Genomic DNA, 23637 nt, shown 5'->3' with positions numbered 1-23637 from the left:
GAAAAATACTTATTTGACCCGCCAAACGCGCATTTTTCCATTTAGTCATAACCACAACTCTTTGATTATCAACTCTCGTTTGCTCCAAACATACACTCAGCGTAGTGCCTGCGTGGTACGAAGTGTTTGAAAAATACGATTCCGGGCAAGCCTACATCCGAAAAGTCAAGGCGAGCCACATTGAACCAACAGAGATAGCTGCCATTGAAAAGGAATTGCGCCAAAACAAGTTGCTGCATGATTTCAAGCTGGATATCTGCGGGGATGAGATTCGCATATTTACCAAAGAAAGTGGAGCGGCAAACGAGGGGGCAGACTTACTGAAAGGTTTCCTTTCCGCTACCCGGGGAAACCCTGAAGCGACTTGGAATAGATTTGCACGGTACGAAGAACGAATGCGGGTCATCCTTACCCAGCACAAAAGCGAGCGTGAGTTCGTCTTCCAAAGGTATTGCTACCGGGGCTCTATTGACGATTGGATCGTTATTGATTCCGGCAGCGATTTAGAAGCGCTGGCTCAAAAGAACTTGTACCACCTTGGGAAGGAATCTTATTATGAGTTGTTTGGTTTTTGAACCGGTCTTTGAGACCATACCCAGTTCTGCTGTGGTCTAATACAGGCGCTCTTCGCGGCTCCAAGAACAAGCATTTTAATGATTTTATTCGTATATTTGTGAAATATACACTAATAATGCGATTATGATCATTGAATTTAGCCTTGGTAACTTTTGGTCCTTTAACGAAGTTCAGACACTGCACATGCAGTCGGCCGCCATCAAGTCCAAATTCCAGAAAGTAGATCAGGAGAATCTTTTTCAGATAGGGGAAGATTTTAGCCTGCTAAAAAGCAAGGCTATTTTCGGTGCGAACGGGAGTGGCAAGAGCAATTTGATCCGGGGGGTTCGGAGTATGATCAGGATCATTCGTGAATGCATAAAGGATGAGCAGATTCTACAGAAAGAGATCGTCCCATTCTTATTCCAAAAAGCAGCACACCATGAACCCAGCTTCTTTCAGATCGCCTTTATCGCCGAGGGCGTACAGTATCGGTACGGCTTTGAAGCTGATAAAACACGAATAATTACGGAATGGCTGTTTGGAAAACCACTCGCTTCAGATAAAGGGTCGAAAATAAGAGAACGGTACTATTTCAAAAGAGAGGGCGATGAAATTAAGATCAACGAAAAAGAATTTCGGGAAGGGTTAGCGTTTGTTCCCAAAACTAATCAGGCATCTCCTTTGTACCGCGAAAATGTGCTTTTCCTTTCACTAGTCAATGCATTTAACGGCCGTATTGCCAAAAGTATACACCACTCTTTTTTAAAAAACATCAATGTTTCGTCTGGCCTTGAAGACCCTTTCAATTGGGTAGTTCTGCTAAATAAGCTAGATCAAGATAAAAGTTTTTCAAAGCGATTAACCCATTTTTTACAATCTATCGATCCCAAAATATCCAGATTGGACATAGTGGATGTTCCAAAAGCGGAAGCAACATCGCGCATATCTATGGTTCAGGAGCCCAATGAAAACCGAAAAGCGGGCTATGTGGTCATTTACAGATCGGCCAAGGATAGTGGCGGCAACTTGATGGAGGTTCCTCTAACCTTGCACTCACAGGAAGCAGAAGGCACAAAAAAACTGGCTACCTTAAGTCCTTTCCTTTTTCACACTTTGGATCATGGGGGACTGTTTGTCATTGACGAGTTTGATGCCCGGCTGCACCCCAATCTTAGTAGAAAAATCATTGAGCTTTTTCATTCTCCCAATACAAACAAGCGGAATGCTCAGCTCATCTTTGTATCCCATGACTCTAATTTACTGGACGCCCGATTGCTGAGAAGAGATCAGATCGCCTTCACTAAAAAGGATACCACGGGTGCTACAGAACTGTACGCTCTGGCAGAATTTAAAGGCGTGCGTAATGACAGTTCGTTTGAGAAAGATTATTTGATGGGCAAGTACAACGCCGTTCCGCATAACCTGACAGCCTTGGAAAGAGCTGTTGAAAACTATGTGGGCGGTGAGTAGGAAAGTTAAGAAAACTGATCGGGGAAAGGCTTGGAACAAAAAGTTGACTAAAACGAAACCACCTCATATTGAAACGCGGTCCAAGGCCAAGTCCTTTTATATCGTGTGCGAAGGCATGAACACCGAACCCGAATATTTTAAATCTTTTCCTCTCGGAAATGCTCAGGTTGAATCTTTCGGGCTGGGGCAATCGAAAACTAAATTGGTAGAAAGTGTCATAGAGCTTCTGACATCTGATGAATCCCTTAAGGAAAAAGAAGTGTGGGTAGTGTTTGATATGGATATTAATCACGAGCATGCGAACCAACAAAAAGAGGATTACAATAGGGCTATAGAGCTGGCTCACAAGAACAATATCAACGTGGCTTACTCAAACGACACCTTCGAACTTTGGTTTGTTTTGCATTATCAATACCTTGACACGCCCTGGAATAGGGGTCAGTTTTTTGAAAGGCTAAGTGAGCTTTGGGGATGCAATTATTCAAAGGATGGAAAAGCTAAGGCTTTTTGTGAAAGGATATACCAAATGCTTTTAGAAGATGAGCATGCGAATCAAGAAAAAGCCATTTATCGAGCAAAAAAAATACATGACGAGCAAGCTCATTTGGTTTTTTCTGATAGAAACCCCTGTACAACTGTTTTTCAATTGGTCCAAGAGTTGAATCAATATTTATAGTCTGACAAGCTAAAATACGGCGACCCAACCTGAAAACCAGGCCCATTCTAAGGGGGATCCCGCCCCTTATCAATCAAAATCCACCTCCACCCACATCGGACGGTGGTCTGAGATGTAGTACCGGCAGTACGCTTTAAAGTCCTCCTCGCTGAGCCGGTCCCAAAGCTCGGAAAAGACAGCGCTGTCATAGTCAAAGACTCCGCTGTTTTTGATTTTGCGCTTCAGGCTTGGGAAAAACGCCACCTGATCGTACTGTGCATCGGTGGAAATGCTGGAGGCAATGCGGGTGGAGTGCTTCGGGACGGTCAGCCCGCGCCTGGACAGGGCATCGTAAATCGGATCTCCAGATGCGGCAATCGGTATGTTGAAATCGCCCAGCGCAATGATGTTGGGAGAAAAGGCATACTCGTCGTCCCGGCGCAGGTCTGCGTAGCGGCCTACCGCGTACGCTTCGAGCGCCCGGCGGTTCATATCCGCAGAAGCCGTGCCTCCAAAGAACAGATGCGCATTGACCAGCATGAACCGATGGTTGCCAAACTGAAAACTGCCGATGTAAGGATTGCGGTCGAACCCGCGGAAGGCCTGATCCACGCCCGGCAGCCGGATCCAGCGCTGCGCGAAGGGCTCTATCCCCAGCTCACCGGTCATAGGCATCCGCTCCACCTTGGCCGTATCGTAAAAGTAGGCGGCCCGCTCATCATTCCCGCCCCGGTCAGTGAACATGGGCTCGTAGGAAGAGCCAATGAAGGACTCCAACTGATACAGCCCGCTGAGGTCGTCGTAAACTTCCTGAACGGCTACAATATAACCAGCTCATGATCTCAGCAATCAGCTGATAGTGGGCTTCTGTGCGCTCGTGCAGCCCCAGGTTGGCTACGTTCCAGGTGGCAATCAACAGGCGGTCCGCTCTCTTATCTGGGATGCCCCGCTTGTCTTTGTGCTGCAGCAGGTGCTGCCGTTCTGCCTCTACGGAAAAAGGGAAGGTATAATCTGGTTTTTCAAAGGCTACCATGGGCGTAAAGTTGTGCTTTCAGAAAAAATGAATCTTCTTATAAGAAAACACTTTTCCACCCCAATTTGTGCCATCCGAAAGGCTCAAATGCAAGCGGATCCCGGCTTTTGCTCCAGAGTAAGCCGTTGAGAAGCACCTGCGGCAGGCATTGAATACGGCTTGCAAAAAGCGTATCTTGCGCCTATATTTAAAAAATAAACTCATGAGCGCCTATTTTTCGACAGCTGCGCCTGATTTTAAGGTCCTGGCACTTCCGGGTAAGGTTAGTGTAGTTGGCTATGCAGCCATCATTCACCGCCTGGCGCTGCCTCGGTACCGGTACCGAGGCAGATCGCGGTGGTCAATACCAGCCGCAGGAAGACGAGGCTGGGTGCGCACGACATTCTTCACTTTCCAAAGATCTATAATCCGGAGGGAGGGACGGTGGCCACCGAACTTGAGGCGCTCTACCTTCATTTGGTATTTGCGCTAAAGTATGAAGGGGTCAACTTGTTGGTGTTCCGTATGCTTTGCAGGCATTATTCTGAATAAGAGTTGCACTACAGTGCGATGTGATTAGTAAAGCCGGGGCTATTCCGCTAAGCCATGAGAAACTGCACAGTATTTATCTTTCCCGGTTCCTATTCACCATACCCAGAACAATCTAATACGAATTGAGCTGAAGGGTCTATTCGCCACTTAAGCCTTGTGTTTTTTGAATGTTCTGTAACACATATTTTCAGGTGAGCTGAGTTTTCAGTGAGTTTAACAATACCTTTGGCTTCGACATTGGATAAATTCACCCATTCCAAACGGTTGCCTACACCTGATATAATATGTAATCTTGGACACTCGGAAAGGTTTATTTTATCCAGCTGGTTATTCATAAAATCAAGAGCTGACAACTTATGATTAGCATCTATATTGAGTTCTTTCAATAAATTGAATCTACAATTTAAGGTGACCAAAGCCATGTTTGTCGAAAGATCAATTTCGTCAATTTTATTGAATTCACAGCTAATATATTCTAATTTGGAACAACCATTTAGTTTCAACTCGACGATCTCATTCTTATCACATGACATCCTCTTTAGCCGCCTCATGTTTATTAAATCCAAGCGCCGCAGCTTGTTTTCAGAACAATCCAATTCCTTCAAGTTTAGATTAGCACTCAAATCAAGTGATTTGAGCTCATTCCCAAAACACTGGAGATTCTCCAACAAAGACAAGCTAGCAAGATTTAGCTCTTTAATTCGATTACCATCACAATAAAGTGCCTTAAGCTGAGATGAGTCTTTTGGCAAGACAATTTCGCGCAAGGTGCCTTGTCTACAATACAGGGTTGTAATATTTTGGTTACCGGATATGTCTAGCCTCTCAATTTGAGTTTTTCCTACCCAAAGCTTTTCTAATGTTTTATTAGTCGATAAATCCAGCTTTTTTATGGGATTAGCTCCAACTCCAAGTAATTCTAAGGAGGTGTTAGCTGACACATCTATTTCTTCGATTTGGTTTGCAGAGCATTCCAAGTGCGTTAATTCCAAATTCTTAGACACGTCAAGTTCGGTCAGCTTATTTCTGTGGCAGTACAATGAAACCAGTGCATCGTTACTAGAAATATCCAATTTCTGTAACTGATTACTTACACAATAAAGGTGTGCCAAATTTTTAAATGAGGCTATCCCTTTTAGGCTTTTGATGTCCTTATCATTCAGAAGTAAAGACTTTACCTTTCTGGCATCCACATTTGCGATTCGCCCATTTACGGTACTATCCGTATCAATTCCCCTTTCGACCAGATGCTGTTCAAAATTTTTGTCCTCCAAAAGGGTGTAATTTTCTAGAAATAAATATTCATCATACTTCTGCTTTGCAAGCACAAATGCCGCATAAACGACCGTGCCAATCAGAATATACTTTAACAAAGTAGGTAAGTTCATTAGATACGTGAGCATGTCAAGTTGCATAAAAGAAAGACGCCTTCAGTAAAATCACTTCGAATTTATAGCATCCTACCAGTTTTTCAGATTTAAATCTGATAGCCGCATCAATCTCTTTTTCTTTCTTAGGCCACCATCAAGTGCCAATAAGAAGCCAAAGCTGGAAATAAAACCGCCATAATATAGAAAGATTTTCACTTCCCGAGCATTCAGTAAAAAACACCTCAGCTCACCCCCACTTCCCGCGCCCCCTTCCGGATAATCTTCTTCGCGTCCCGGCCTTTCTCCGCCTGCCCATCGGCATTCCACCAGACGATAGCGCCGGTGGGGCAGCGCTGAATGGCTTCCTTGCTTTCTGCCGCCGCACCGTGGTGGATGACGGGCAGGTTATAGGCCATCTCAATCAGCTCGCCGGGCGCATCCATGGCACAGCGCCCGCAGGCCGTACAGGCCACCTCGCAGTCTTCGAGTATGTCGTTACCCTGCTCCAGATTTTTGCAGGCTACCCAGAGGTGGTTCTGCAGGGGCTCCAGAGAGAACAAGCCCTTAGGGCAGGCTTCCACGCAGTCGCCACAAGCCGTGCACTTGTCGGTATCCACCACTGGCAATCCCTGTTCGTCCATCTGTATGGCATCAAAATCACAGACTACCTCGCAGTCGCCGTAGCCCAGGCACCCCCAGGAACAGCCCTTGCCGCCACCGCTGACCAATGCGGCAGCCTGACAGCTCTGCATGCCTTCATACTGCGCCCGCACCCGGGCAACATTCGCCCCACCGGCACAGGCCAGGCGGGCGACTTTGCGGTCTTCATTGCCCAGCGCCACGCCCAGGTACCCGGCGATCCGCTCCCGTGCCTCCTCAGAGCTTACCGTACATTTGCCCGGCAGGGCTTCCCCGCCAACCAGCGCTTCCGCAAAGGGGCGGCAACCGGGATAACCACAGGCTCCACAGTTGGCGTGCGGCAGCATATCCTCTACCTTATCGATGCGCGGATCTTCGTACACGTACAGCTTTTTATTGGCCAGTACGAGCATAAGGGCGAGCAAGAAAGTCAGGCCTCCGAGGGCAGCTATGGCGGTCAGGATTGTCATTTCATTTCGTTTATACTATGCAGATTTGAGCATTTTGAAGTTATCGAAAGTAGCGGTCGGCCTCAAACATCAAGTGAAGAGTATCAGCAAGCTGTATATGCTGGAAGACTTCGGAGAAGTCGCACCTTTGTATCACTGCTAACACCCTGTCAACCGACTTCGGAGAAGTCGCATATTTCCTCGGTTTGAGGAACAGCCTTTCTCCTACTTCAATTTGCCCATTCCAGGTTTTAATCCCCCAAAAACTTAGTAAATCACCTCCGCCCACTTGCCGCCGGCAATCAGCTCGGCTTTGCGCTGTGCCCACTTTTCTTTGGAGCCCAGTACTTTGGCAAAGGCTTTGTCGAGATTGTCTTTCACCTTAGCGTAGCCGGCCACGTAGATGTAGGTATTCACCTGATTCAGCATCTCGAGCAGCTCTGATGCGCGGTCTTCGATAGCTTTGTCCAGCTCAATCGGGTCCAGCCACTTCGGCCGCGGGCTAAGGGCACGGAATGCGCGGAAAGTGTCCTCATCGTAGTAGTTCATGAGGTCGCCGTCCTTGTCATTGAGGTAAAGCAGCTCCAGGCCGGAACGGGCACCGTAGAACAAGCGGATTTTGCCTTTCCAGTCTTTCTCTTCCGTAAAAATGTGCTTGACAAAGGCACGGAAGGGTGCAATCCCCGTTCCCATACCAATGAGGATCAGGTTTGCGGTTTTGTCTTCCGGCACCGAAAAGGGCAGCCCAAATGGCCCGGTAATAGTGATTTCATCCCCGGCCTTTCGGTCGCAGAGGTAGTTGGATGCTACGCCCTTGTAACGCTCCCCGTTGACCTCGTCCACATAAGCGCAACGCTTGACCAGCATGGTAAGCAGCGTGTGGCCATTCTCCCGCTTCGGCAGGTCAGCTACGCTGTACAGGCGGTGGTGGTGGGTATTGCCAAATTCATCTTTGTGGTCCAGCAGTACGCCAAAACTTTGGTCCACCGCACAGTCGAAGCCAGGCTCCAGCACTTCCAGCTGTATTTCCCGGACTTCATCGGTATCCATTGGCGTGAGGCGCTCGGTTTTGCGCACGGCAGCCCGGAAACGGGGCTCGGTCTGATAATCTGCTAAGTATGCCATGGTTGTTGTTTTTAAAGGTTTATTCTCAAGACTTGACAAGTGCTGTGGCAATGCCTCGGGTAAATCGTCAAATCAGGTCAGCTCTCTTTTTTACACACGCCTCCCCCGCACCCACAGTTGCCGCAGCTGCGGCGCTCCGCCAGCACATCTTCATCGGTGATCTGATCAGCAAACATCTGCCGCCATACGGTTTGGATGAGCAGCCAGTAGACCATCAGGGCGACTACGCCGACGAGTCCGATGATTAGGGAAGAGGTCATGGTTCTTATTTTTGTGGGGTTGCCCCCGGGTTTATAAACGGCAAAATTCTAAATGCGTAATGTAAAATGTAAAAAGGGGGCGCTGCTCTTGCAGGAGATGCGGTATAGCTTGGGATGCCTCCTCTGTTCGAAGACTGCCCTAGCCATGTTCTGTATGCCTTTTACATTTTACATTCACCATTTTGCAGTTTTACATTTCCTACCCGCCCCACATGCCTTTTACATTTTACATTCATCATTTTGCAGTTTTACATTTCCCAGTTCCTACCCTCCCAAGCCCGCAAACCCCATAAACGACAGCGACAAAATTCCCGCTATCAAAAGGGTCAGAGCCGTGCCCTTCACCACTCCGGGCACCTCCGCAAAATCCAGCCGCTCCCGCAAGCCGGCAATCAGCACCAGGGCGAGGGTAAAACCGGCACCGGCACCCAGGGCGTAGACCAGGCTTTCCACCATTCCGTACCCCTTTTGGGTTTGGAAAAGGGCTAGCCCCAGAATCGCGCAATTGGTGGTGATGAGCGGCAAAAAGATGCCCAGGGCGCGGAACAGCGCCGGGCTCATCTTGCGCACAAACATCTCCACCAGCTGCACCGTGGAGGCAATCACCACGATAAAGCTGATGAGCTGCAGAAACGGCGCACCCACAGCGATCAAAAATGCATTAATACCGTACGCGCACACGGAGCTGATCAGCATCACAAAGGTCACCGCACCCCCCATTTTCGTAGCCGTCTCGAGCTTGCCCGACACCCCCAGAAAGGGGCATATGCCCAGGAAGTACGCCAACACAAAGTTGTTGATCAGGCTGGCGTTGATGAAGATGTACCACAGGGATTCCTCTTTCATGTCGTTGCTCGTTTTTGCTTCAGAATATTAAACAGCAGCAGCCAGATGGCCAGGGTGAAGAAGCCACCGGCCGGCAGTATCATCACAATCCATTCCTGAAAAGTGTCCGGGAAGAGCCCGAAGCCAAAAACGCTGCCGTTACCCAGTACCTCCCGCACAACGCCTAAGCAAAGCAGGGCGAAAGTGAAGCCCACACCCATGCCCAGCGCATCAAGCATCGATTGCCCCACCGTATTCTTGGAGGCGAAAGCTTCTGCCCGGCTCAGGATAAGGCAGTTCACCACGATGAGCGAAATGAATGCGCCCAGGCTTTTGTGCAGCTCCACACTGATGGCCATGATGGCATAGTCCGTAATCGTCACAAAGGTGGCGATAATGAGAATGTAGGAGGCGATGCGCACCTGCTTCGGTATGAAGTGGCGCAGGGAAGACACCAGCACATTCGACATCAACAGCACAAAGGCCGTAGCCAGCCCCATCGCCAGGGCATTCTCAGCGGTATTGGTCACGGCCAGCACCGGGCACATGCCCAGCACCTGCACAAAAACCGGGTTGTCTTTCCACAAGCCGCGCAGGAAGGTATCCGCCGAAGGGCTGTCCTCCAGTGCCGCGAAAAATCCGGGTTTATCCGTATGCTTATTCATGGCTTTGCGTTTGTGGCTTGAATCGTTCTTTTGCTTCGTAGAGCTTGGGCACCCATTCGGCGGTGCTCGTGCTCAGCGCTTCGGTCACCGCCTTGGAGGAAATCGTAGCACCAGTAATGCCGTCCACTTCCCAGGCATTCTGCTTTTCGCCGCTTTTGGCGTAAGCGATCTTGTTCTTCAGGCTGTTGCCACCCGTTCCGACCGCCACCGACAGGGCTCCAAAATTGGCCAGGAAGGCGGGGGCTTTCTCTATCTTGTCGCCCAGCCCAGGCGTCTCTTTGCTCTCTAGTACGTAGAAACCAACGATGGCTTCCTGCGCAGGGTCGTATCCGTATAGTACGCGCACTTCACCAGCGTAGCCCAGCCCTACGGCAGGCAGTGCAAAGCCGGTCAGGGTGCCGCTTTCGCTAAAACCGGCGTAGACGCGCTGCCCTTCGGCTTCGGTGCCGTTCAGAGGCGTGAATGCGTTGCCGTCCCAGTAGTAGCCGGCGGTGGTCACAGTGCCGGGCAGGACTTTGAAAATCGCCTGCTCCAGGGCTGCCGCTTTGTTTTTTGCGATAATGGGCTTGGTGCCCTCGTACGTCAGCACAATGAGCAAGGCGCACATCAGCCCGATGCCAACCATGGCGAACAGCATCTTGTTGCTGTTGCCGGTGTCGGCTTGCTTCTTTTCGGGTGCTATGGTTATCGTATCGCTCATGTCGCTTTGGCTTTTTTAACCGTTCCGTAAACGCGGTTTTGCAGGGCGCTGTCAATGTGGGGCGATACGGCATTAGCCAGCAGGATAGCGTACATCACGCCTTCCGGCAAACCGCCCCAGAGCCGGATGACCACCACCAGCAGCCCAATCAGCACACCGTACACCACCACGCCTTTTGCAGTAAGCGGGGAAGCGACCATATCGGTGGCCATGAATACCGCCCCCAGCATCAATCCGCCGGAAAACAGCATGAATACCGGCGAAGGGTAAGCCTCCGCATCCACCCAGTGCATGATGCCGCTGAGCACATATACCGTCAGCAGGATGGAGACCGGTATGCGCCAGTTCATCATATTGCGGGCGATGAGGTAGATACCACCCAGCACAATCAGCAAGGCGCAGGTCTCGCCGGCCGAGCCGCTGACCAGCCCGAGGGCAAGGTCTGCTGAATCTGCCGCTACTCCGTCAAATTTGAAAGCCGACAGCGGTGTCGCGCCGGAAACCGCATCGTAAGTGGGCTCCATAAAAGGCAGTGCCAAAGTGGAACTCGCAATATCCGTAAAGCGCCCTTCCAGAAAAGCGGGATGCCAGGTGGTAATCGCTGCCGGGAAAGCCGCTTGCAGTACCGCACGCCCGACCAGCGCCGGATTGAAAGTGTTGTACCCCAATCCGCCGAAAGCAAATTTACCGAGGGCAATCGCAATTACACTGCCCACAAAGGCCATCCACAGCGGGAAGGCCGGGGGCAGGGTCAGGCCCAAAAGCAGGCCTGTGATCGCTGCGGACCAGTCATTGACCGTGCTTTCCTTACCCGACCAGCGGCAAAGCAGGTGCTCGGTCAGAATGGCCGCCGCTACAGAGGTGACGAGCAAAAGGAATACGCTCAGCCCAAAGGCGTAGACCGCAAAAGCCGATGCCGGCAGCATCGCCCACACCACATTGCGCATGATGTCGTCCGTACTGACGCCCAGCTTGAGGTGGGGAGAGGTGCTGATATGTAGGGTCTGCTTAAACATTCGCTGCTTCCTTTTTGGCCGCCGCCCGCTTGCGGACCACGCCCTTCGACATCCGGAAATACTGCACCAGCGGGATATTGGACGGGCAGACATAAGAGCAGGAGCCACACTCGAAGCAGTCCATCAGGTTGTGATTGGCTGCCATCTCGTCGTAGGCTTCAAACTTCGCCAGTATGCCCATTTGTGACGGGTTGAGGGAAATCGGACAGGCGTCTACGCAAGCCCCGCACTTAATGCAGGGGTAGACCTTGTCCGCCCGGCGCACTTCATTATCCGTAAAGGCCAAAATACCGGAAGTCCCCTTGGTGATGGAAATATCCAGGTTGGAGACCGCCATGCCCATCATCGGGCCACCGAGGTAGACCTCGCTGAGGTTATCCGCTACGCCGACTTCTTCCAGTACAAAGCGCAGGGGCGTCCCAACGGGGATAAGGTAATTGCCTTTCTTTTTTACGCCCGGCCCGGTGATGGTTACCACCCGCTCCTGTATGCCGCGCCCGTGGGGCAACAGCCGGCCGATCTCAGCCGTAGTCGCTACATTCACCACTACCGCACCAACATCAATCGGCAGCCCGCCCGAGGGCACTTCCCTGCCCATGACCGAAGTAATGAGCATTTTCTCAGAGCCCTGCGGGTACTTGACCGGCACGACTTCCACCGTCACGGGCAGCCCTTCCGGGATATTCCGGGACAGGTGCTCCGCGGCGTCTTTTTTGTTGGCTTCTATGCCAATAATGGCGCGTGGCGCACCGGTGGCTTTCAGCAGGTAGCGGATGCCCATGAAGATATCCTCCGCCTGTTCCAGCATGACGCGGTGGTCGGTGGTCAGGTAAGGCTCGCATTCGATGCCGTTGAGCAACAGTACTTCACACTGCTTGCCTTCCGGCACTTTCAGCTTGACGTGGGTAGGGAAGGCCGCCCCGCCGAGGCCCACAATACCGGCATTCTGAATGCCTTGCAGGATGTCCTCCGGCGTAGCGGCCTGCCAGTCGAGCCCGTCGCTTTCCAGCACTTCCTGCCCGGAGGCAGGGAAGGCTTCCAGGTAAATGCCCAGGGACATTTCCCCTTTTGCCGTAGGCACGTTCGCGATCTTGCGTACCCGGCCGGAGACCGGCGCGTGCAGCGGTACCGAAACGTAGCCACCGGCTTCCGCCAGGAGCTGCCCGCGCATCACTTCCTGCCCTTCCCGAACTATGATTTTGGAAGGGGCACCGATGTGCTGCGATACAGGCAGTACGAGCAGCGGCGCAAAGGCAAACTGCCGGATGGGCAGGCCATTGGTCTCGCTCTTGTGCTCCGGCGGGTGGATGCCGTGGCGAAAGGTGCTATTTCTAAAATTAAACAGCCCCATTAGTTGTACTTTTCGCCTCGCTTGATCCATTTCTCCTGTCCTTCCGGATTGGCGGGCAGGCCGGGGTGGATGACCTGCGCGGTGCATTTCTCGGCTGCTTTCACCAGGTCCTCGTAGGAACCGGCATTGGGATCTTTAATCTCAGCTTGATTATTGCTGTTGTAAGCAAATACCTTCGAGTTGATCTTGATGCACTCGTCACAGGCCGTGCACTCTTCGGATTCTATCCAGGGCCCTTGTCCTGTGGCGGTCGCTACAGCGGTCTCTGCTTCTGCTGCGCTGCCATTGGTGACAGGTGCTGCATCGAAGTTGAGCGCAGCGGTATCTACACCCAGCTCATCGAACTTGCCGCCGGCGGCCATCTTCATCAGCCCTTTGGCGATATTGCTGACCACCTCGTTGCGGATCTTGCCTTCCAGGTCTTCCGGAGCGGCTTCCACCTCCTCCTTCACTCCGGCGATAGCGCGCAGCATGATCCAGAAGTCGCGGCGTTCCTCACAGGAAGCTACGATGGTTTCTGCCACGAGCACCCGGGTAAGGTGCTGCCTTTGGTCCACCGTCCAGATGAATGGGAATTTGCCTTCCCGTTCTTCGGCGCTCATTTCGAGGAAATCGGTCAGGACGACCATATTGTCGTTCCAGGCTTCGCGCGGCACTTTACGGAAGTGTTTGCGGAAGCGTGCCTCAGTAAGGGCAAAGTCGGCGAAAGTCATCGCCACTTCCATGCTCTTCTCACGGCCATTTTCCTGGTACTTGAGCTGATAAGTGGGCCAGTTGCTGTGCAGGTCCGGGTTGCCGCTGAGGTCGAATGCCTCTTCCGGCTTCACACCCAGATCCGGATTGTACCTGAATACCGGATAAGCCCGGGATTCTACCGCCAGCTTCGCCTGATGCGCGCCGAGGTCGTCGGCTACGCCGTGCTCCGGCTGACAGGTGGTGTACAGGTTGAACAAAGCCGGGCGCTTCGCCATCAGGCCGTCGATGAAGCCTTCGATCATATGGCTGGTGTTCGACAGGGTACCCTGCATCACGTAGGTGTTGCGGTGGGCCATAGCGATCAGCCCGATTTCCTTACGCGGCTCCGGCTTACCTTTCCAGACTTTGCCGTACTGCGCCATATCGGATACCTGGCCGATGAAGCCCGAAGTACAGGCCTGACCTCCGGTATTGGAGTACACCTGCGTATCCACCACGATGACCTTGATCGGCTTGCCGGAGGCCATCAGGCGGGAGAGGTTTTGGAAGCCGATGTCGTACATGGCACCATCACCGCCCAGGGCGACTACCGGTGGGCAAAGCAGCCATTCCTCATCGGTAAACTGTTGCCAGTTGAAGTAGGTGAGGAAGGAATCGTGCTCGCTCGGGTCGTATTTGCCATCGAGCATCAGCTCGGCCTTGCGGATGGTTTTGAAGCCCTCTGCCATTTTGGCCATATGCCCCTCAAAGACGCCCATCGCCATTGACGGGGAATCCTGGAAGAGGTGGTTGGCCCATGGAAATGGGTAGGGGTTGTACGGGTAGGTACTGCCCCATACAGAGGTACAGCCGGTGGAATTGAGCATGCCCATATTGGTACGCCCCTTGCCGGTCAGGCCATCTGTGTATTTCCACTTTAGGTTCTTCAGTTTGGCCAGCAGCTGGGAGACTTCGCGCAGCCATTCCTGGTCGATCGGCTGTGTGCCTTTTTCCGACTCAAAACGGCGGGCGATACCGGATACGGTCAGGTCGCCACTGCTCATTTCGGAAACGATCTTCGTCATCAGGTCGGCGTCGCTCACATTCACCGTGCTGAACAGCTTCTGCTGAATGTGCTGCTCCAGGCGGTTGATGAGCTCCGTCAGGCGGGTCACGTGCTGCCTGATGCGTGGCTGCATGAGCGCCTCTACGGTAGCGGTAAAGATGTGTACAACTGACTTTTCAGAACAGCCCAGGCAGGCGCCATCGCCACTTGCGAAGTTTTGATAGGCATCCTTGTTGAGGAGGAGGGTCTCCAGCGGGCCGATCTTTTCTTCCAGATCGTCAATGCGGTTGTATTCTTCCGGCGTGTTGGGCAGGTCGGTCCAGAGGTCCCAGTTCTGCCGCAGGGTAGCTACGGAGTCTTCGGTCTGTGTGATGGGGCGCAGGGCGTCGTCATCGCAGACTTCGATACATTCCATACAGCCCTTGCAGGTGGTCGGGTTCAGGGTAATGCTGAACAGGCCGCCGCTGCCGGCTTGTTGCTTTTCTTTCAGGTCGTAGTACGGGCGGGTGAGCGCAAACTGGAAGTCGCCCAATTCCTCAAGGAACCAGTCAAATTCCTGCGCCATGCCGTTGGTGTTGCCGCTTTCGCGAACGGTTTTGTCGACCACCTCACGGATCATGGTGTTGACCTTGGCCCGGTCATCGCCCTCGTTGAACAAGGCGCGGATTTCCGGCTCCATCTGACGGACCGCTTTCGGTAGGTAATTGAGCTTGCCGTGGTTGTTTTTCACGCGCTGCACAACGGTGTCGAGCACATCAGACAGTTTGGAAACCAATCCTGGCAGTGCTGTGTCCGGACAGATGGTGTAGCATTTGCCGCAGGCGGTGCAGTTCTCGGCAATCCATTCCGGATGATTGAACCGGATACCGGTCATATCGCGGAACAAAGAGGAGGCCGCAGGCATCACACTCAGCCCGATAAAGGGATCGGTGAGATTATCATTGCCACTGCCCTGCTGGTAGAAGCTGCCCGTCTGCTCCCAGAAGCGGTGGATATCGCTCAGCTTGGATGCACTTTGTGGCGTATCCTTGAGCATAGCGGGAAGCGGGATCGGCTTGACAGCATTCGCTTTGGCATCGTGCCCGGCGCCAACGACCTTGTCCGTCACCTCGCCGACTTCGTCAAAGCCACGGCGTACCACGCGCATGTTGTCATCCACCACGCGCTGCCCTTTACTGCCAAATTTCGACTGCACCTGATCTTCAATGGCCTTGAGCAGGCTGTCTTCGGTCAGGTTGGCTTTCTCCATAAGCGGAGAAGCGGCGAAGAAGGCACCTTGGAAAGCGATACCCTGCATGCGGAGTTGCAGTTCGGGATCGGTTGCTTCCTCGCGGGCAATTTTGAAGCCATCGATGTAGAACAGGCGGATGTTATTATCCACGATGATCTTCTGATACGGCTTGGGGATATCGGCCCAGACTTCCGCCGGGCTGCTCTTGTCGCTCTGTATAATAAAGGTGCCGCCTTTCTTCAGGCCCGCCAGTGCGTTGGTGTGCTTGAAGACGTTGGGATCCGGTGAAAGCACCACATCCACGTATACGTACTCACAGTTGACACGGATGGGCTCCGGAGCAGCAGACAGATAGTAAGTCGTCGGCTGTCCTTTCTTTTCAGAACCATACTTGGGATTGGCTTTGATATCGTACCCGAGCAGGTCGAACAGGGTCATTGCCAGGTTCTTACCTGTGGTAATCGCGCCCCAGCCACCGATGGAGTGGAAACGGACCGTCACGGCCCCCTTCGGCATGAGATTCGGGTTTTCAGAACCCCTCACCGATAGTTCCTTCACATGCGGGTAGGCTTCCTGAATGGATTCCTGATAAGCCCGCTGCTTGGGCGTAAAGGGTACATCGCGGATGAAGTCGATAGACAGGTAAAACTGCTTTTTCTTTTTGCCCGTAGGCAGCATATTCTCTACCGCACCGATAATGCCTTCCGGCTGTAGGTCGCGGCTGCCCATACCAAAGGAACCGGAGTACAGGGGCGGCATATCGCCCGGTCGGTACGCTTCCAGCTCCGGATAGGGGCGGTTGTCTTTGTAGTTGCCGTTTTCCAGGCACTTGGTCAGGCTCGCACGTACTTCCCGCATGAGCGGCAGGTCGGCGGCCAGCGGCTGATCGAGGCGCTCAAGGATAGCAACGCCTTTCTTGCCTTTGAGGATTTTGCCCAGCAGGTCAGCCGGGAAGGGGCGGAACATCACGAGGTCGACCACGCCGACCTTCAGCCCGCGGGTTTCACGCAGGTAGTCGGCTACCACTTCGGCACTCGGTACCACGCTGCCCTGCCCGAGGATGAGGTAGTCGGCATCTTCCACCTTATACGTCATCACGCGCTCGTAGCGGCGGCCGGTGAGCTGATAATACTCGTCCATAGCCTGCTCGGTGAGCTGCCTGATGTGATCGAAGAAGAAGGGGCGCTGTGCCGCAACGGACTGCATGTAGCTGTCCTGATTCTGCACGATGCCCGCCATGACCGGATTATCCACATCCCAGAGCTCGGGTATGCGGCGGCGGGTGTCCCCGTAAATAATGCGTTGGGCTTCGGTCGGCGTTTTGATGATGTCATCGGGCCGGCCGAGGTATTCTTTGATGAGCTCGCGCTCGGGAAGCGTCATGGACTCAATGAGGTGGGTGGTCAGGAAGCCGTCCTGCGCCACAATGCCCGGTGTGAGTGCCAGTTCCGCGATGCGGTGCGCGATGATATTGAGGTCAGCCACGTGTTGCGCCTTTTTGGCAAACAGCTGGAAGAAGCCGGTATCGTCCACGGCGTGGTAATCGTCGTGGCCCGCGTGTACGTTAAGGGTGGACTTGGTCATAGCCCGTGCGCCGATATTCAGCACGTACGTCAGGCGCTTGCCCACCGCCGCGTAGAGGGATTCGTGCATGTAGGCGATGCCCTGCCCGGAGGAGAAATTGGCAGCGCGCAGGCCCGTCATAGACAGGCCGGCGGTGACCGCCGCAGCAGCGTGTTCGCCTTCCGGCTCGATAAAAATGAGGGGCCGGTCGGAGATATTGAGGTGGCCTTTGGCGGCCGCGTCGGCCCAATACTCGCCCATTTGAGTGGAGGGGGTAATCGGATAGGCACCGGCAGCGTCGGAGGACTCCCGCTCGCACATTATCGCAGCGGTGTTCCCGTCCATTGCTACCCGAGTGCCCGGATACTTGGCGGGCTCGGTTTGCTTCTTCATGGTGGATTTTTTTAGTAGGCGGGCGCCTCATCAATAGCGATGGCGCGGGTCTGTTTGGCAATACGCAGGCAGTCAGCCACTTTTTTGACATCCATACAGTAGGCTTCATCCTCTGCATCGTGCTTGCAGCCGATATCGGAAATGTCGATGAGGTTGAAGCGGCCGTCGATATCGCGGCACTTGTCCAACAAGCCTGCCATCGTCATGGGCTCGGGGAGCTCGCTACCATGTTTTTGCAGGTAGGAAGACAAGTAATTGACAATGGATTGGCGGGAGTTGAAACAGACGGCATGGGTGGCAACGTCTTCCTCTGCCCGTTCAATTTCGTGGCTGGCGAATTCAAGGAGCTGGTCAGCTTCCTGAATGAGTAGATCAGCATTTTGCTGGCGCATGGCACTAGGTTTTAATTAAATTGGTGCCCTAAAATTCCAGGTTTACAGTTGGTTTTTAAATGAATATTGTCAGTGGGGATGAGTGATCATTGTCACTTTGCCCGGGATTAAGTGGGTTATGTTTTACTTTTGAGCAACCATAAACAACAAGAGAATGGACGCCATTTTATCCGCCCTGGGAAATTATCATCCGGTTACACAAGCTTTGTTGACCACCTTATTCACCTGGGGAGTGACGGCTCTGGGCGCAGCGGTGGTTTTCTTTTTCCGGCAAATCCGACAGGAGGTACTGGATGCGATGTTAGGCTTCGCGGCGGGGGTAATGATTGCCGCCAGTTTCTGGTCACTGCTGGCTCCGGCCATCGACCTGAGCGAGCGGGTGAGTACTTTGCCCAACTGGCTACCCGCTGCACTGGGTTTCATGGGCGGTGGGTTGTTCATGGCAGGTGTGGACAAAGTGCTGCCCCACCTGCACCCGGGCCTGAAGATGGATCAGGCCGAAGGAATATCAACCAACTGGAGGCGTAGCGTGCTACTGGTACTCGCTATCACGCTGCATAATATCCCGGAAGGGCTGGCGGTGGGTGTTGCCTTTGGTGCGGTGGCCCATGGGCTGCCATCGGCTTCCATTGGGGCAGCGGTGGCACTGGCCGTAGGCATAGGGCTGCAAAATTTTCCGGAAGGGACGGCGGTATCTGTGCCGCTGAGGCGGGAGGGTTTTTCCCGGCGGCGGGCGTTCTGGTACGGGCAGATGTCGGGGGCTGTGGAGCCTGTTGCCGGCATCGTTGGGGCGGCAGCGGTGATGATGATGCAGCCCATCCTGCCCTATGCGCTGAGCTTTGCCGCGGGGGCTATGATTTTTGTGGTGGTGGAAGAGCTTATCCCGGAATCACAGCAAGCGGGCAATACCGACCTGGCAACCATTGCCACCCTGGCAGGCTTTACGCTGATGATGAGTTTGGATGTGGCGCTGGGCTGAGCGCCTACTCCCAAAACTTCCACCAGGCTCCGCCTTTGACCTCGCCCTCTGCACCTTCCGGCAAAAGGGGGCGCAACCGCTTAAGGATAGCCCCTTTGGACACCACACCGGTGCTGCGGTCGACCACTTCCCCATCCTTAAAGTACAGAATCGTGGGCAGGCTGCGGACCTGATACTGCTTGACCAGTTTCTGGTTCTTTTCGGCATCGAGCTTGACGAAACGGGCGTTGTCACCAGCTTCTTCAGCGGCGGCAGCAAAATTGGGGGACAGGGCATGGCAGGGGCCACACCAATCCGCCCAGACATCAACAACAACGGGCGTTTCGGCATTTAGGACCAGAGGGCGGAAGGTTTTACGGTTGACTTGTCGTGGCATAATCGTTCTACATTTTGGGCAAAGGTAAAAGGGCCCGAAAAGAGTTTCAGTGATAAATGCCACTTTGGCTTTTGGGAACAGGTGATGTTCCTTATTTTGGGAAAAAACCAGATAAATGCCCAGGCAAAAACTACCGGACGAACTCAAAGCCGCGATTTCTAAAATGCCCGACAAGGAAAAAGACAAGCTGCTCTTCCGCCTTATCGCCAAAGAGGAAGCCCTGGTCAATCGCCTGACCTTCGAGCTGCTGGAAGGGGCTGGCAGCCGGGAGGAGAGACGCAGCGAACTCGCCATCAGCATCGAGCGGGATGTGACCTACGCCATCCGGGCTTTCTACTCGCCGGGCTTTTTGCTGCTTGACCTGCGCGCCATCAGCGGTGACATCAACCGGCATGTGAAGGCGACCAAAGACAAGTACGGGGAGATCGAGCTCAACCTGCTGATGCTCAATCTGGCTCTGGAAGGCATAGACGGACTGCTCGATCAGTTCCCGGCGGCCAAGGCGCGCACTTTCTCCAATTATGTGGTCAAACGGGCCCTGAAACTGCAAAAGCTGTTGTCGAAAATGCACGACGATATCCGCCTCGATTTTGAAGGTGAAATGGAGCGCCTTGGGCAGTTCATCCGCAACAGCAGCTACCTGAAGAAAACGGCAGAACGGGAGGGGCTGGAGTGGCGGGAGTTGTAAATATCCAATGCTATGAAAGAAGGACAGAAACGCTGGACCCGAGAAGAGCTTATTCTCACCTTTAACCTGTATTGCAAAACGCCTTTCGGCAAACTGCACAGCCGAAACCCGGAGGTTATCGAATTGGCAGCGCTGATCGGCCGGTCTCCAAATGCTGTAGCATTCAAACTGGTAAATTTTGCCAGCCTTGATCCCAGCCTCAAGAAAAGAGGTATAAAAGGGGCTTCCAATCATAGCAAGCTGGACAAACAAGTTTGGGACGCCTTCAATAACAATTGGGAAGAACTGGCTTTCGAAAGTGAGCAGTTGAGGGCTCAATTGTATGGGAAAGGCCAGGGAGCCAACGATTTTGTTCAGGAACCCGGCATCACAGAAGGTAAAGAAGAGCTACGCCTTGTAAAAGCCAGAGTCAACCAACATTTTTTCCGGTCTATGATCATGGCAGCCTATAACCAAACGTGCTGTATAACCGGTATTGGTATCCCTTCGCTCCTGATCGCCGGTCATATCCGGCCATGGGCAGAAGCCCCTAAACTCAGACTGAATCCACATAACGGGCTCGCTCTAAATGCCCTTCACGATAAGGCTTTCGAACTTGGCCTGATTACCATTACGCCAGATTATAAGGTTAGGGTATCTCCCCAGTTGCCCACAGAGGAAGCCAGTACATTCTTCAGCCGTTACGAAGGGCAGCCAATCCGCCTTCCGCAACGTTTTTTACCTGATCCCGAACTCCTAAAATACCACAATGATGAGCGATTCCTTCACTAAAATCGAAGTCCTGTACTTGTACCGGGATGCCGGTAATTACAAGATTTACGACAAGCGGGTTCTGCCCTGCAGCGGACAGTATACGATTGATGAAATGGAACGACGTCTGCGCGATGTACTGATTGATGAGGAATACTTTCTGCCCAGGGCACTGGGAATCTCCCAGTTAGATTTCGGCTACTACGATGCTGAACTGGACCACGATTGGTTAGAGTTCATTGGGCTTTGCCGTACTGATCAGGAGGTGGATACTGACCTAGACTTTTTTAGTTTTGTGGACAACATGAAACGGTTGAAGCAGGAGGTGCTTCCATAACTTACTCAAAGTCTTCTTTTATTTTACTCGCAATAATCTGCGCCAGCCGTACCGGCACCGCATTGCCGATCATTTTGTAGGCCGCGCCGAGGTTCTTGTAGTAAAAGATGAAGTCATCCGGGAAGGTTTGGACGCGGGCTACTTCGCGCACACTGAGCCGGCGGTAGAGGTCTTCCTTGCCGGGCACAAAGCGCTTGGTATCCTTGTCCACGGTTTCCATCTTGGGCGCCTGAGGGTGCAGGGGCGCATGCCGGCCACCCGCCTGAATAGTAAAGGACACCTCGTCCCAACTGCGCACACGGTTGCGCGACATGTAGAGGCTGGAAAAGCCACCGGTAAAGTATTCATGATTAGGCACCCGGCAGGCACTGCCATTGGTGTAATTGCCATCCTTGGCCGGGATAGCCGTATCTGCCAGGTCGCCGATGGCCGACTTCAGGCTGAGTTTCATATCAATTGGGGCAGGGAATTCAAACTTTTTGCCCAGGTCGCGGCGGTAACCGATGAAGAAGACCCGTTTGCGGTCCTGCGGCACGAGGTAATCGCTCGCATTGATTTTTTGGAAAGACAGGTTATAGCCCTCTCCGGCGTTTTTGAACAGCCGCTTGATGCTACTCAGGGCGCGTGCATTGCGGGGCAGCAACATGCCCGCCACATTCTCCGCCAGGAAAAACTTGGGCTGTTTAGCTTCCAGGATACGGATGAAATCGTAGAACAGCTTGCCCCGGTTATCCTTAATGCCCCGCAGCTTGCCCGCGGTGCTCCAGCTTTGGCAGGGCGGCCCGCCAATCATGCCGTCGCAGTCCGGAATGTCCGCAGCGTCCACATCCGTAATACTCCTTTTTTCCAGGTGCGTATGCCCATGGTTTTTGACATAGGTCTCCCAGATGTCCCGGTCGTACTCATTCGCCCAGATCACGTCAAAACCGGCACGCGTAAACCCAAGGTCGAGCCCGCCGGCGCCCGAGAAGAAGGAAACAATTCTCATGATTGATGGACTGCAGCCCAGTAGCGCTGCTCCTGCAAAATTTTATGAGCAAACAAGGTACGGAAATTATGGGAAATCTTTTATCAACTATGTTTTCCACACCCATATGTGGAAAACTATTTTTCCAACCCCTTGTATTCAGGGGTTTACGGGACTTATCCACATTGTGTTGGTAATTATACGCTCGCTTTGCTTGATCGCTCAGCCGGACCTCCGTATCTTGCCCGAACCAACGGTATTGCGTTCAATTCGAGCACACATCAAATGACTTTAAGCGACAGATTAGCCATTCGATATTGAACAGGGAACCGGGTGAAAATCCCGGACAGTACCCGCTGCTGTGAGCCTCATTCACCAGGTTTTGCCAGCAAGCCACTGCCTACAGGCGGGAAGGCGGCAAAGCCGGGGCGAGTCAGAAGACCTGCCGTTGCCAACATATCATTCTTTAACTGCGAGTTTTCGGGAGTTAGGACAGCGCAGTGCCACCGTTCTTGCCCGGGCAAAGCCCGGATGCAGCCTGCCGGTGCGCGCTCCTGCCCTCCCCCACAGCTCGGTAATGCATTAGCCACATGAGCGCGATTTTCAAACCCAGACTAGCGTACAAGCCGTTCGAGTACCCGGAAGTGCTCGACTTTATCAACACCATCAATCAGACCTTCTGGGTACACTCGGAGGTCGATTTCACGGGTGACATACAGGATTTCAAAGTGGAGCTTACGGAAGCCGAGCGCAATGCCATCAAGCGGACGCTCCTGGCCATCGCTCAGGTGGAGGTGGATGTGAAGTCCTTCTGGGGCAACCTCTATCAGCACTTGCCCAAGCCGGAGTTCAACGGGCTGGGCAGTACCTTCGCGGAGTGCGAGTTCCGCCATTCTGAAGCTTACGCCCAACTGCTGACCGTGCTGGGGCTGGCGGATGAATTTGAATCGGCACTTCAGTCTTCTGTCCTTAGCGACCGTATTGCTTTCCTGCGCGACCGCCGGGCAGCTGCACAGCTGGACTCTCCGGAGCAGTCCTTTGGGCTCAACCTCATCCTCTTTTCCATTTTGGTAGAAAATGTATCGCTCTTCAGTCAGTTTGCCACCGTGCTGTCGTTCACCCACTTCAAAGGGCTGCTGAAGAACACGAGCAACATCATCGCCTGGACGAGCAAAGACGAGCAGCTGCATGCCAATGCCGGCATTTACATTTTCAACAAAATCGTTGAGGAAAATCCAGGCTGGCTGACCGACAAGTACCAAAAGGTCATCTACGAGACCGCCCATGCCGCCATCCAACAGGAGGAGCGCATCCTCAACTGGATTTTCGAGATGGGCGAGTTGGAGCACGTCTCCAAGTCTGACCTGCTCAACTTCATGAAGCACCGCATCAATACGAGCCTGAAGCAGATTGGGCTGCAGGACATTTTCGACATCAACGAATCTCAACTCCGCCGCATGAGCTGGTTTGAAGAGGAAATCTACGCCAACACCCTGGACGATTTCTTCGCCAAGCGCCCGGTAGAGTATTCCAAGCATAATCAGTCGTTCACCGCCGACGACCTTTTCTAAAT

General features: G+C 53.0%; 24 protein-coding genes and 1 riboswitch. Of the genes, 8 read left to right on the top strand and 16 right to left on the bottom strand.

Features of this window, described 5'->3' with window-relative positions:
- Positions 1 to 104 precede the first annotated feature (104 nt).
- The 3 genes from MRY86_RS22035 to MRY86_RS22025 all read left to right on the top strand — a co-directional run bounded on the left by MRY86_RS22035 (position 105) and on the right by MRY86_RS22025 (position 2704).
- Positions 105 to 575, top strand: coding sequence for a hypothetical protein (locus tag MRY86_RS22035; protein ID WP_293571947.1), 471 nt, complete (start codon positions 105 to 107; stop codon positions 573 to 575).
- A 124-nt stretch (positions 576 to 699) separates the two neighbouring features.
- Positions 700 to 2028, top strand: a complete 1329-nt coding sequence (locus MRY86_RS22030) for an ATP-binding protein (protein WP_293571946.1) — start codon at positions 700 to 702, stop codon at positions 2026 to 2028.
- Positions 2012 to 2704: an RloB family protein gene (locus MRY86_RS22025; protein WP_293571945.1), complete on the top strand. Its 693-nt coding sequence runs from the start codon at positions 2012 to 2014 to the stop codon at positions 2702 to 2704. The genes MRY86_RS22030 and MRY86_RS22025 overlap by 17 nt, the downstream gene beginning before the upstream one ends.
- A gap of 69 nt (positions 2705 to 2773) precedes the next feature.
- Here the strand turns inward: MRY86_RS22025 and MRY86_RS22020 are convergent, their stop codons facing one another.
- The 14 genes from MRY86_RS22020 to MRY86_RS21955 all read right to left on the bottom strand — a co-directional run bounded on the left by MRY86_RS22020 (position 2774) and on the right by MRY86_RS21955 (position 17967).
- Complete coding sequence (locus MRY86_RS22020) at positions 2774 to 3460, bottom strand: endonuclease/exonuclease/phosphatase family protein (RefSeq protein ID WP_293571944.1); 687 nt, start codon at positions 3458 to 3460, stop codon at positions 2774 to 2776.
- On the bottom strand, positions 3417 to 3716 hold the full coding sequence (locus MRY86_RS22015; RefSeq protein ID WP_293571942.1) for a hypothetical protein: 300 nt from the start codon (positions 3714 to 3716) through the stop codon (positions 3417 to 3419). Before MRY86_RS22015 ends, MRY86_RS22020 begins: the two co-directional genes overlap by 44 nt.
- 291 nt (positions 3717 to 4007) lie before the next feature.
- Positions 4008 to 4172 (bottom strand): hypothetical protein, encoded by a 165-nt coding sequence (locus MRY86_RS22010; protein WP_293571940.1) that lies wholly within the window; start codon positions 4170 to 4172, stop codon positions 4008 to 4010.
- Positions 4173 to 4336: 164 nt separating this feature from the next.
- Positions 4337 to 5635: a hypothetical protein gene (locus tag MRY86_RS22005; protein ID WP_293571938.1), complete on the bottom strand. Its 1299-nt coding sequence runs from the start codon at positions 5633 to 5635 to the stop codon at positions 4337 to 4339.
- A gap of 224 nt (positions 5636 to 5859) precedes the next feature.
- The gene (locus tag MRY86_RS22000) at positions 5860 to 6726 is read right to left on the bottom strand and encodes an RnfABCDGE type electron transport complex subunit B (protein WP_293563202.1); all 867 of its coding nucleotides are present in this window, start codon (positions 6724 to 6726) and stop codon (positions 5860 to 5862) included.
- A 246-nt stretch (positions 6727 to 6972) separates the two neighbouring features.
- On the bottom strand, positions 6973 to 7830 hold the full coding sequence (locus MRY86_RS21995) for a hypothetical protein (protein WP_293563203.1): 858 nt from the start codon (positions 7828 to 7830) through the stop codon (positions 6973 to 6975).
- 77 nt (positions 7831 to 7907) lie between these two features.
- Complete coding sequence (locus MRY86_RS21990; protein ID WP_282775360.1) at positions 7908 to 8090, bottom strand: hypothetical protein; 183 nt, start codon at positions 8088 to 8090, stop codon at positions 7908 to 7910.
- 264 nt (positions 8091 to 8354) lie between these two features.
- Complete coding sequence (locus MRY86_RS21985) at positions 8355 to 8936, bottom strand: RnfABCDGE type electron transport complex subunit A (protein WP_044146027.1); 582 nt, start codon at positions 8934 to 8936, stop codon at positions 8355 to 8357.
- Positions 8933 to 9580, bottom strand: a complete 648-nt coding sequence (locus MRY86_RS21980; protein WP_293563204.1) for an electron transport complex subunit E — start codon at positions 9578 to 9580, stop codon at positions 8933 to 8935. Before MRY86_RS21980 ends, MRY86_RS21985 begins: the two co-directional genes overlap by 4 nt.
- Positions 9573 to 10280, bottom strand: a complete 708-nt coding sequence (locus MRY86_RS21975) for an FMN-binding protein (protein ID WP_293563205.1) — start codon at positions 10278 to 10280, stop codon at positions 9573 to 9575. Before MRY86_RS21975 ends, MRY86_RS21980 begins: the two co-directional genes overlap by 8 nt.
- Positions 10277 to 11296, bottom strand: a complete 1020-nt coding sequence (locus MRY86_RS21970; RefSeq protein WP_293563206.1) for an RnfABCDGE type electron transport complex subunit D — start codon at positions 11294 to 11296, stop codon at positions 10277 to 10279. Before MRY86_RS21970 ends, MRY86_RS21975 begins: the two co-directional genes overlap by 4 nt.
- Positions 11289 to 12647 carry an electron transport complex subunit RsxC gene (gene rsxC / locus MRY86_RS21965; protein ID WP_293563207.1) on the bottom strand — a complete coding sequence of 453 codons (1359 nt, stop codon included), beginning with the start codon at positions 12645 to 12647 and terminating at the stop codon, positions 11289 to 11291. Before rsxC ends, MRY86_RS21970 begins: the two co-directional genes overlap by 8 nt.
- Positions 12647 to 17575: a 2-oxoacid:acceptor oxidoreductase family protein gene (locus MRY86_RS21960; RefSeq protein WP_293563208.1), complete on the bottom strand. Its 4929-nt coding sequence runs from the start codon at positions 17573 to 17575 to the stop codon at positions 12647 to 12649. Before MRY86_RS21960 ends, rsxC begins: the two co-directional genes overlap by 1 nt.
- An 11-nt stretch (positions 17576 to 17586) precedes the next feature.
- Positions 17587 to 17967 carry a hypothetical protein gene (locus tag MRY86_RS21955; RefSeq protein WP_293563209.1) on the bottom strand — a complete coding sequence of 127 codons (381 nt, stop codon included), beginning with the start codon at positions 17965 to 17967 and terminating at the stop codon, positions 17587 to 17589.
- Between the two features lie 154 nt (positions 17968 to 18121).
- Here MRY86_RS21955 and MRY86_RS21950 point away from each other — a divergent pair, with 154 nt between their 5' ends.
- A complete protein-coding gene (locus MRY86_RS21950) occupies positions 18122 to 18946 on the top strand; it encodes a ZIP family metal transporter (RefSeq protein WP_293563210.1) in 825 nt (274 codons plus the stop codon).
- A gap of 4 nt (positions 18947 to 18950) precedes the next feature.
- Here MRY86_RS21950 and trxA read toward each other — a convergent pair whose 3' ends face one another.
- The gene (gene trxA / locus MRY86_RS21945) at positions 18951 to 19322 is read right to left on the bottom strand and encodes a thioredoxin (protein WP_293563211.1); all 372 of its coding nucleotides are present in this window, start codon (positions 19320 to 19322) and stop codon (positions 18951 to 18953) included.
- A 115-nt stretch (positions 19323 to 19437) separates the two neighbouring features.
- On the opposite strand from trxA, the gene MRY86_RS21940 reads away from it, so the two are divergent.
- Genes MRY86_RS21940 through MRY86_RS21930 form a run of 3 tightly spaced genes read left to right on the top strand, consistent with a single transcriptional unit; the run spans position 19438 to position 21097 of the window.
- The gene (locus MRY86_RS21940; protein WP_044216985.1) at positions 19438 to 20010 is read left to right on the top strand and encodes a hypothetical protein; all 573 of its coding nucleotides are present in this window, start codon (positions 19438 to 19440) and stop codon (positions 20008 to 20010) included.
- A gap of 12 nt (positions 20011 to 20022) precedes the next feature.
- Positions 20023 to 20781, top strand: a complete 759-nt coding sequence (locus tag MRY86_RS21935) for an HNH endonuclease (RefSeq protein ID WP_293563212.1) — start codon at positions 20023 to 20025, stop codon at positions 20779 to 20781.
- Entirely contained in the window at positions 20762 to 21097 is a 336-nt protein-coding gene (locus MRY86_RS21930; protein WP_293563213.1) for a hypothetical protein, read from the top strand. Before MRY86_RS21935 ends, MRY86_RS21930 begins: the two co-directional genes overlap by 20 nt.
- Before the next feature lies 1 nt (position 21098).
- Here the strand turns inward: MRY86_RS21930 and MRY86_RS21925 are convergent, their stop codons facing one another.
- Entirely contained in the window at positions 21099 to 22085 is a 987-nt protein-coding gene (locus tag MRY86_RS21925; RefSeq protein WP_293563214.1) for a DNA cytosine methyltransferase, read from the bottom strand.
- Positions 22086 to 22343: 258 nt separating this feature from the next.
- Positions 22344 to 22529: riboswitch (cobalamin riboswitch) on the top strand.
- A 125-nt stretch (positions 22530 to 22654) separates the two neighbouring features.
- Here MRY86_RS21925 and MRY86_RS21920 point away from each other — a divergent pair.
- Positions 22655 to 23635 carry a ribonucleotide-diphosphate reductase subunit beta gene (locus tag MRY86_RS21920; protein WP_044216996.1) on the top strand — a complete coding sequence of 327 codons (981 nt, stop codon included), beginning with the start codon at positions 22655 to 22657 and terminating at the stop codon, positions 23633 to 23635.
- The last annotated feature ends 2 nt before the right edge of the window (positions 23636 to 23637 follow it).

The organism is Phaeodactylibacter sp. (assembly GCF_022763345.1).
Lineage (GTDB): Bacteria > Bacteroidota > Bacteroidia > Chitinophagales > Saprospiraceae > Phaeodactylibacter.
This window is presented reverse-complemented; position numbering and strand designations above follow the sequence as displayed.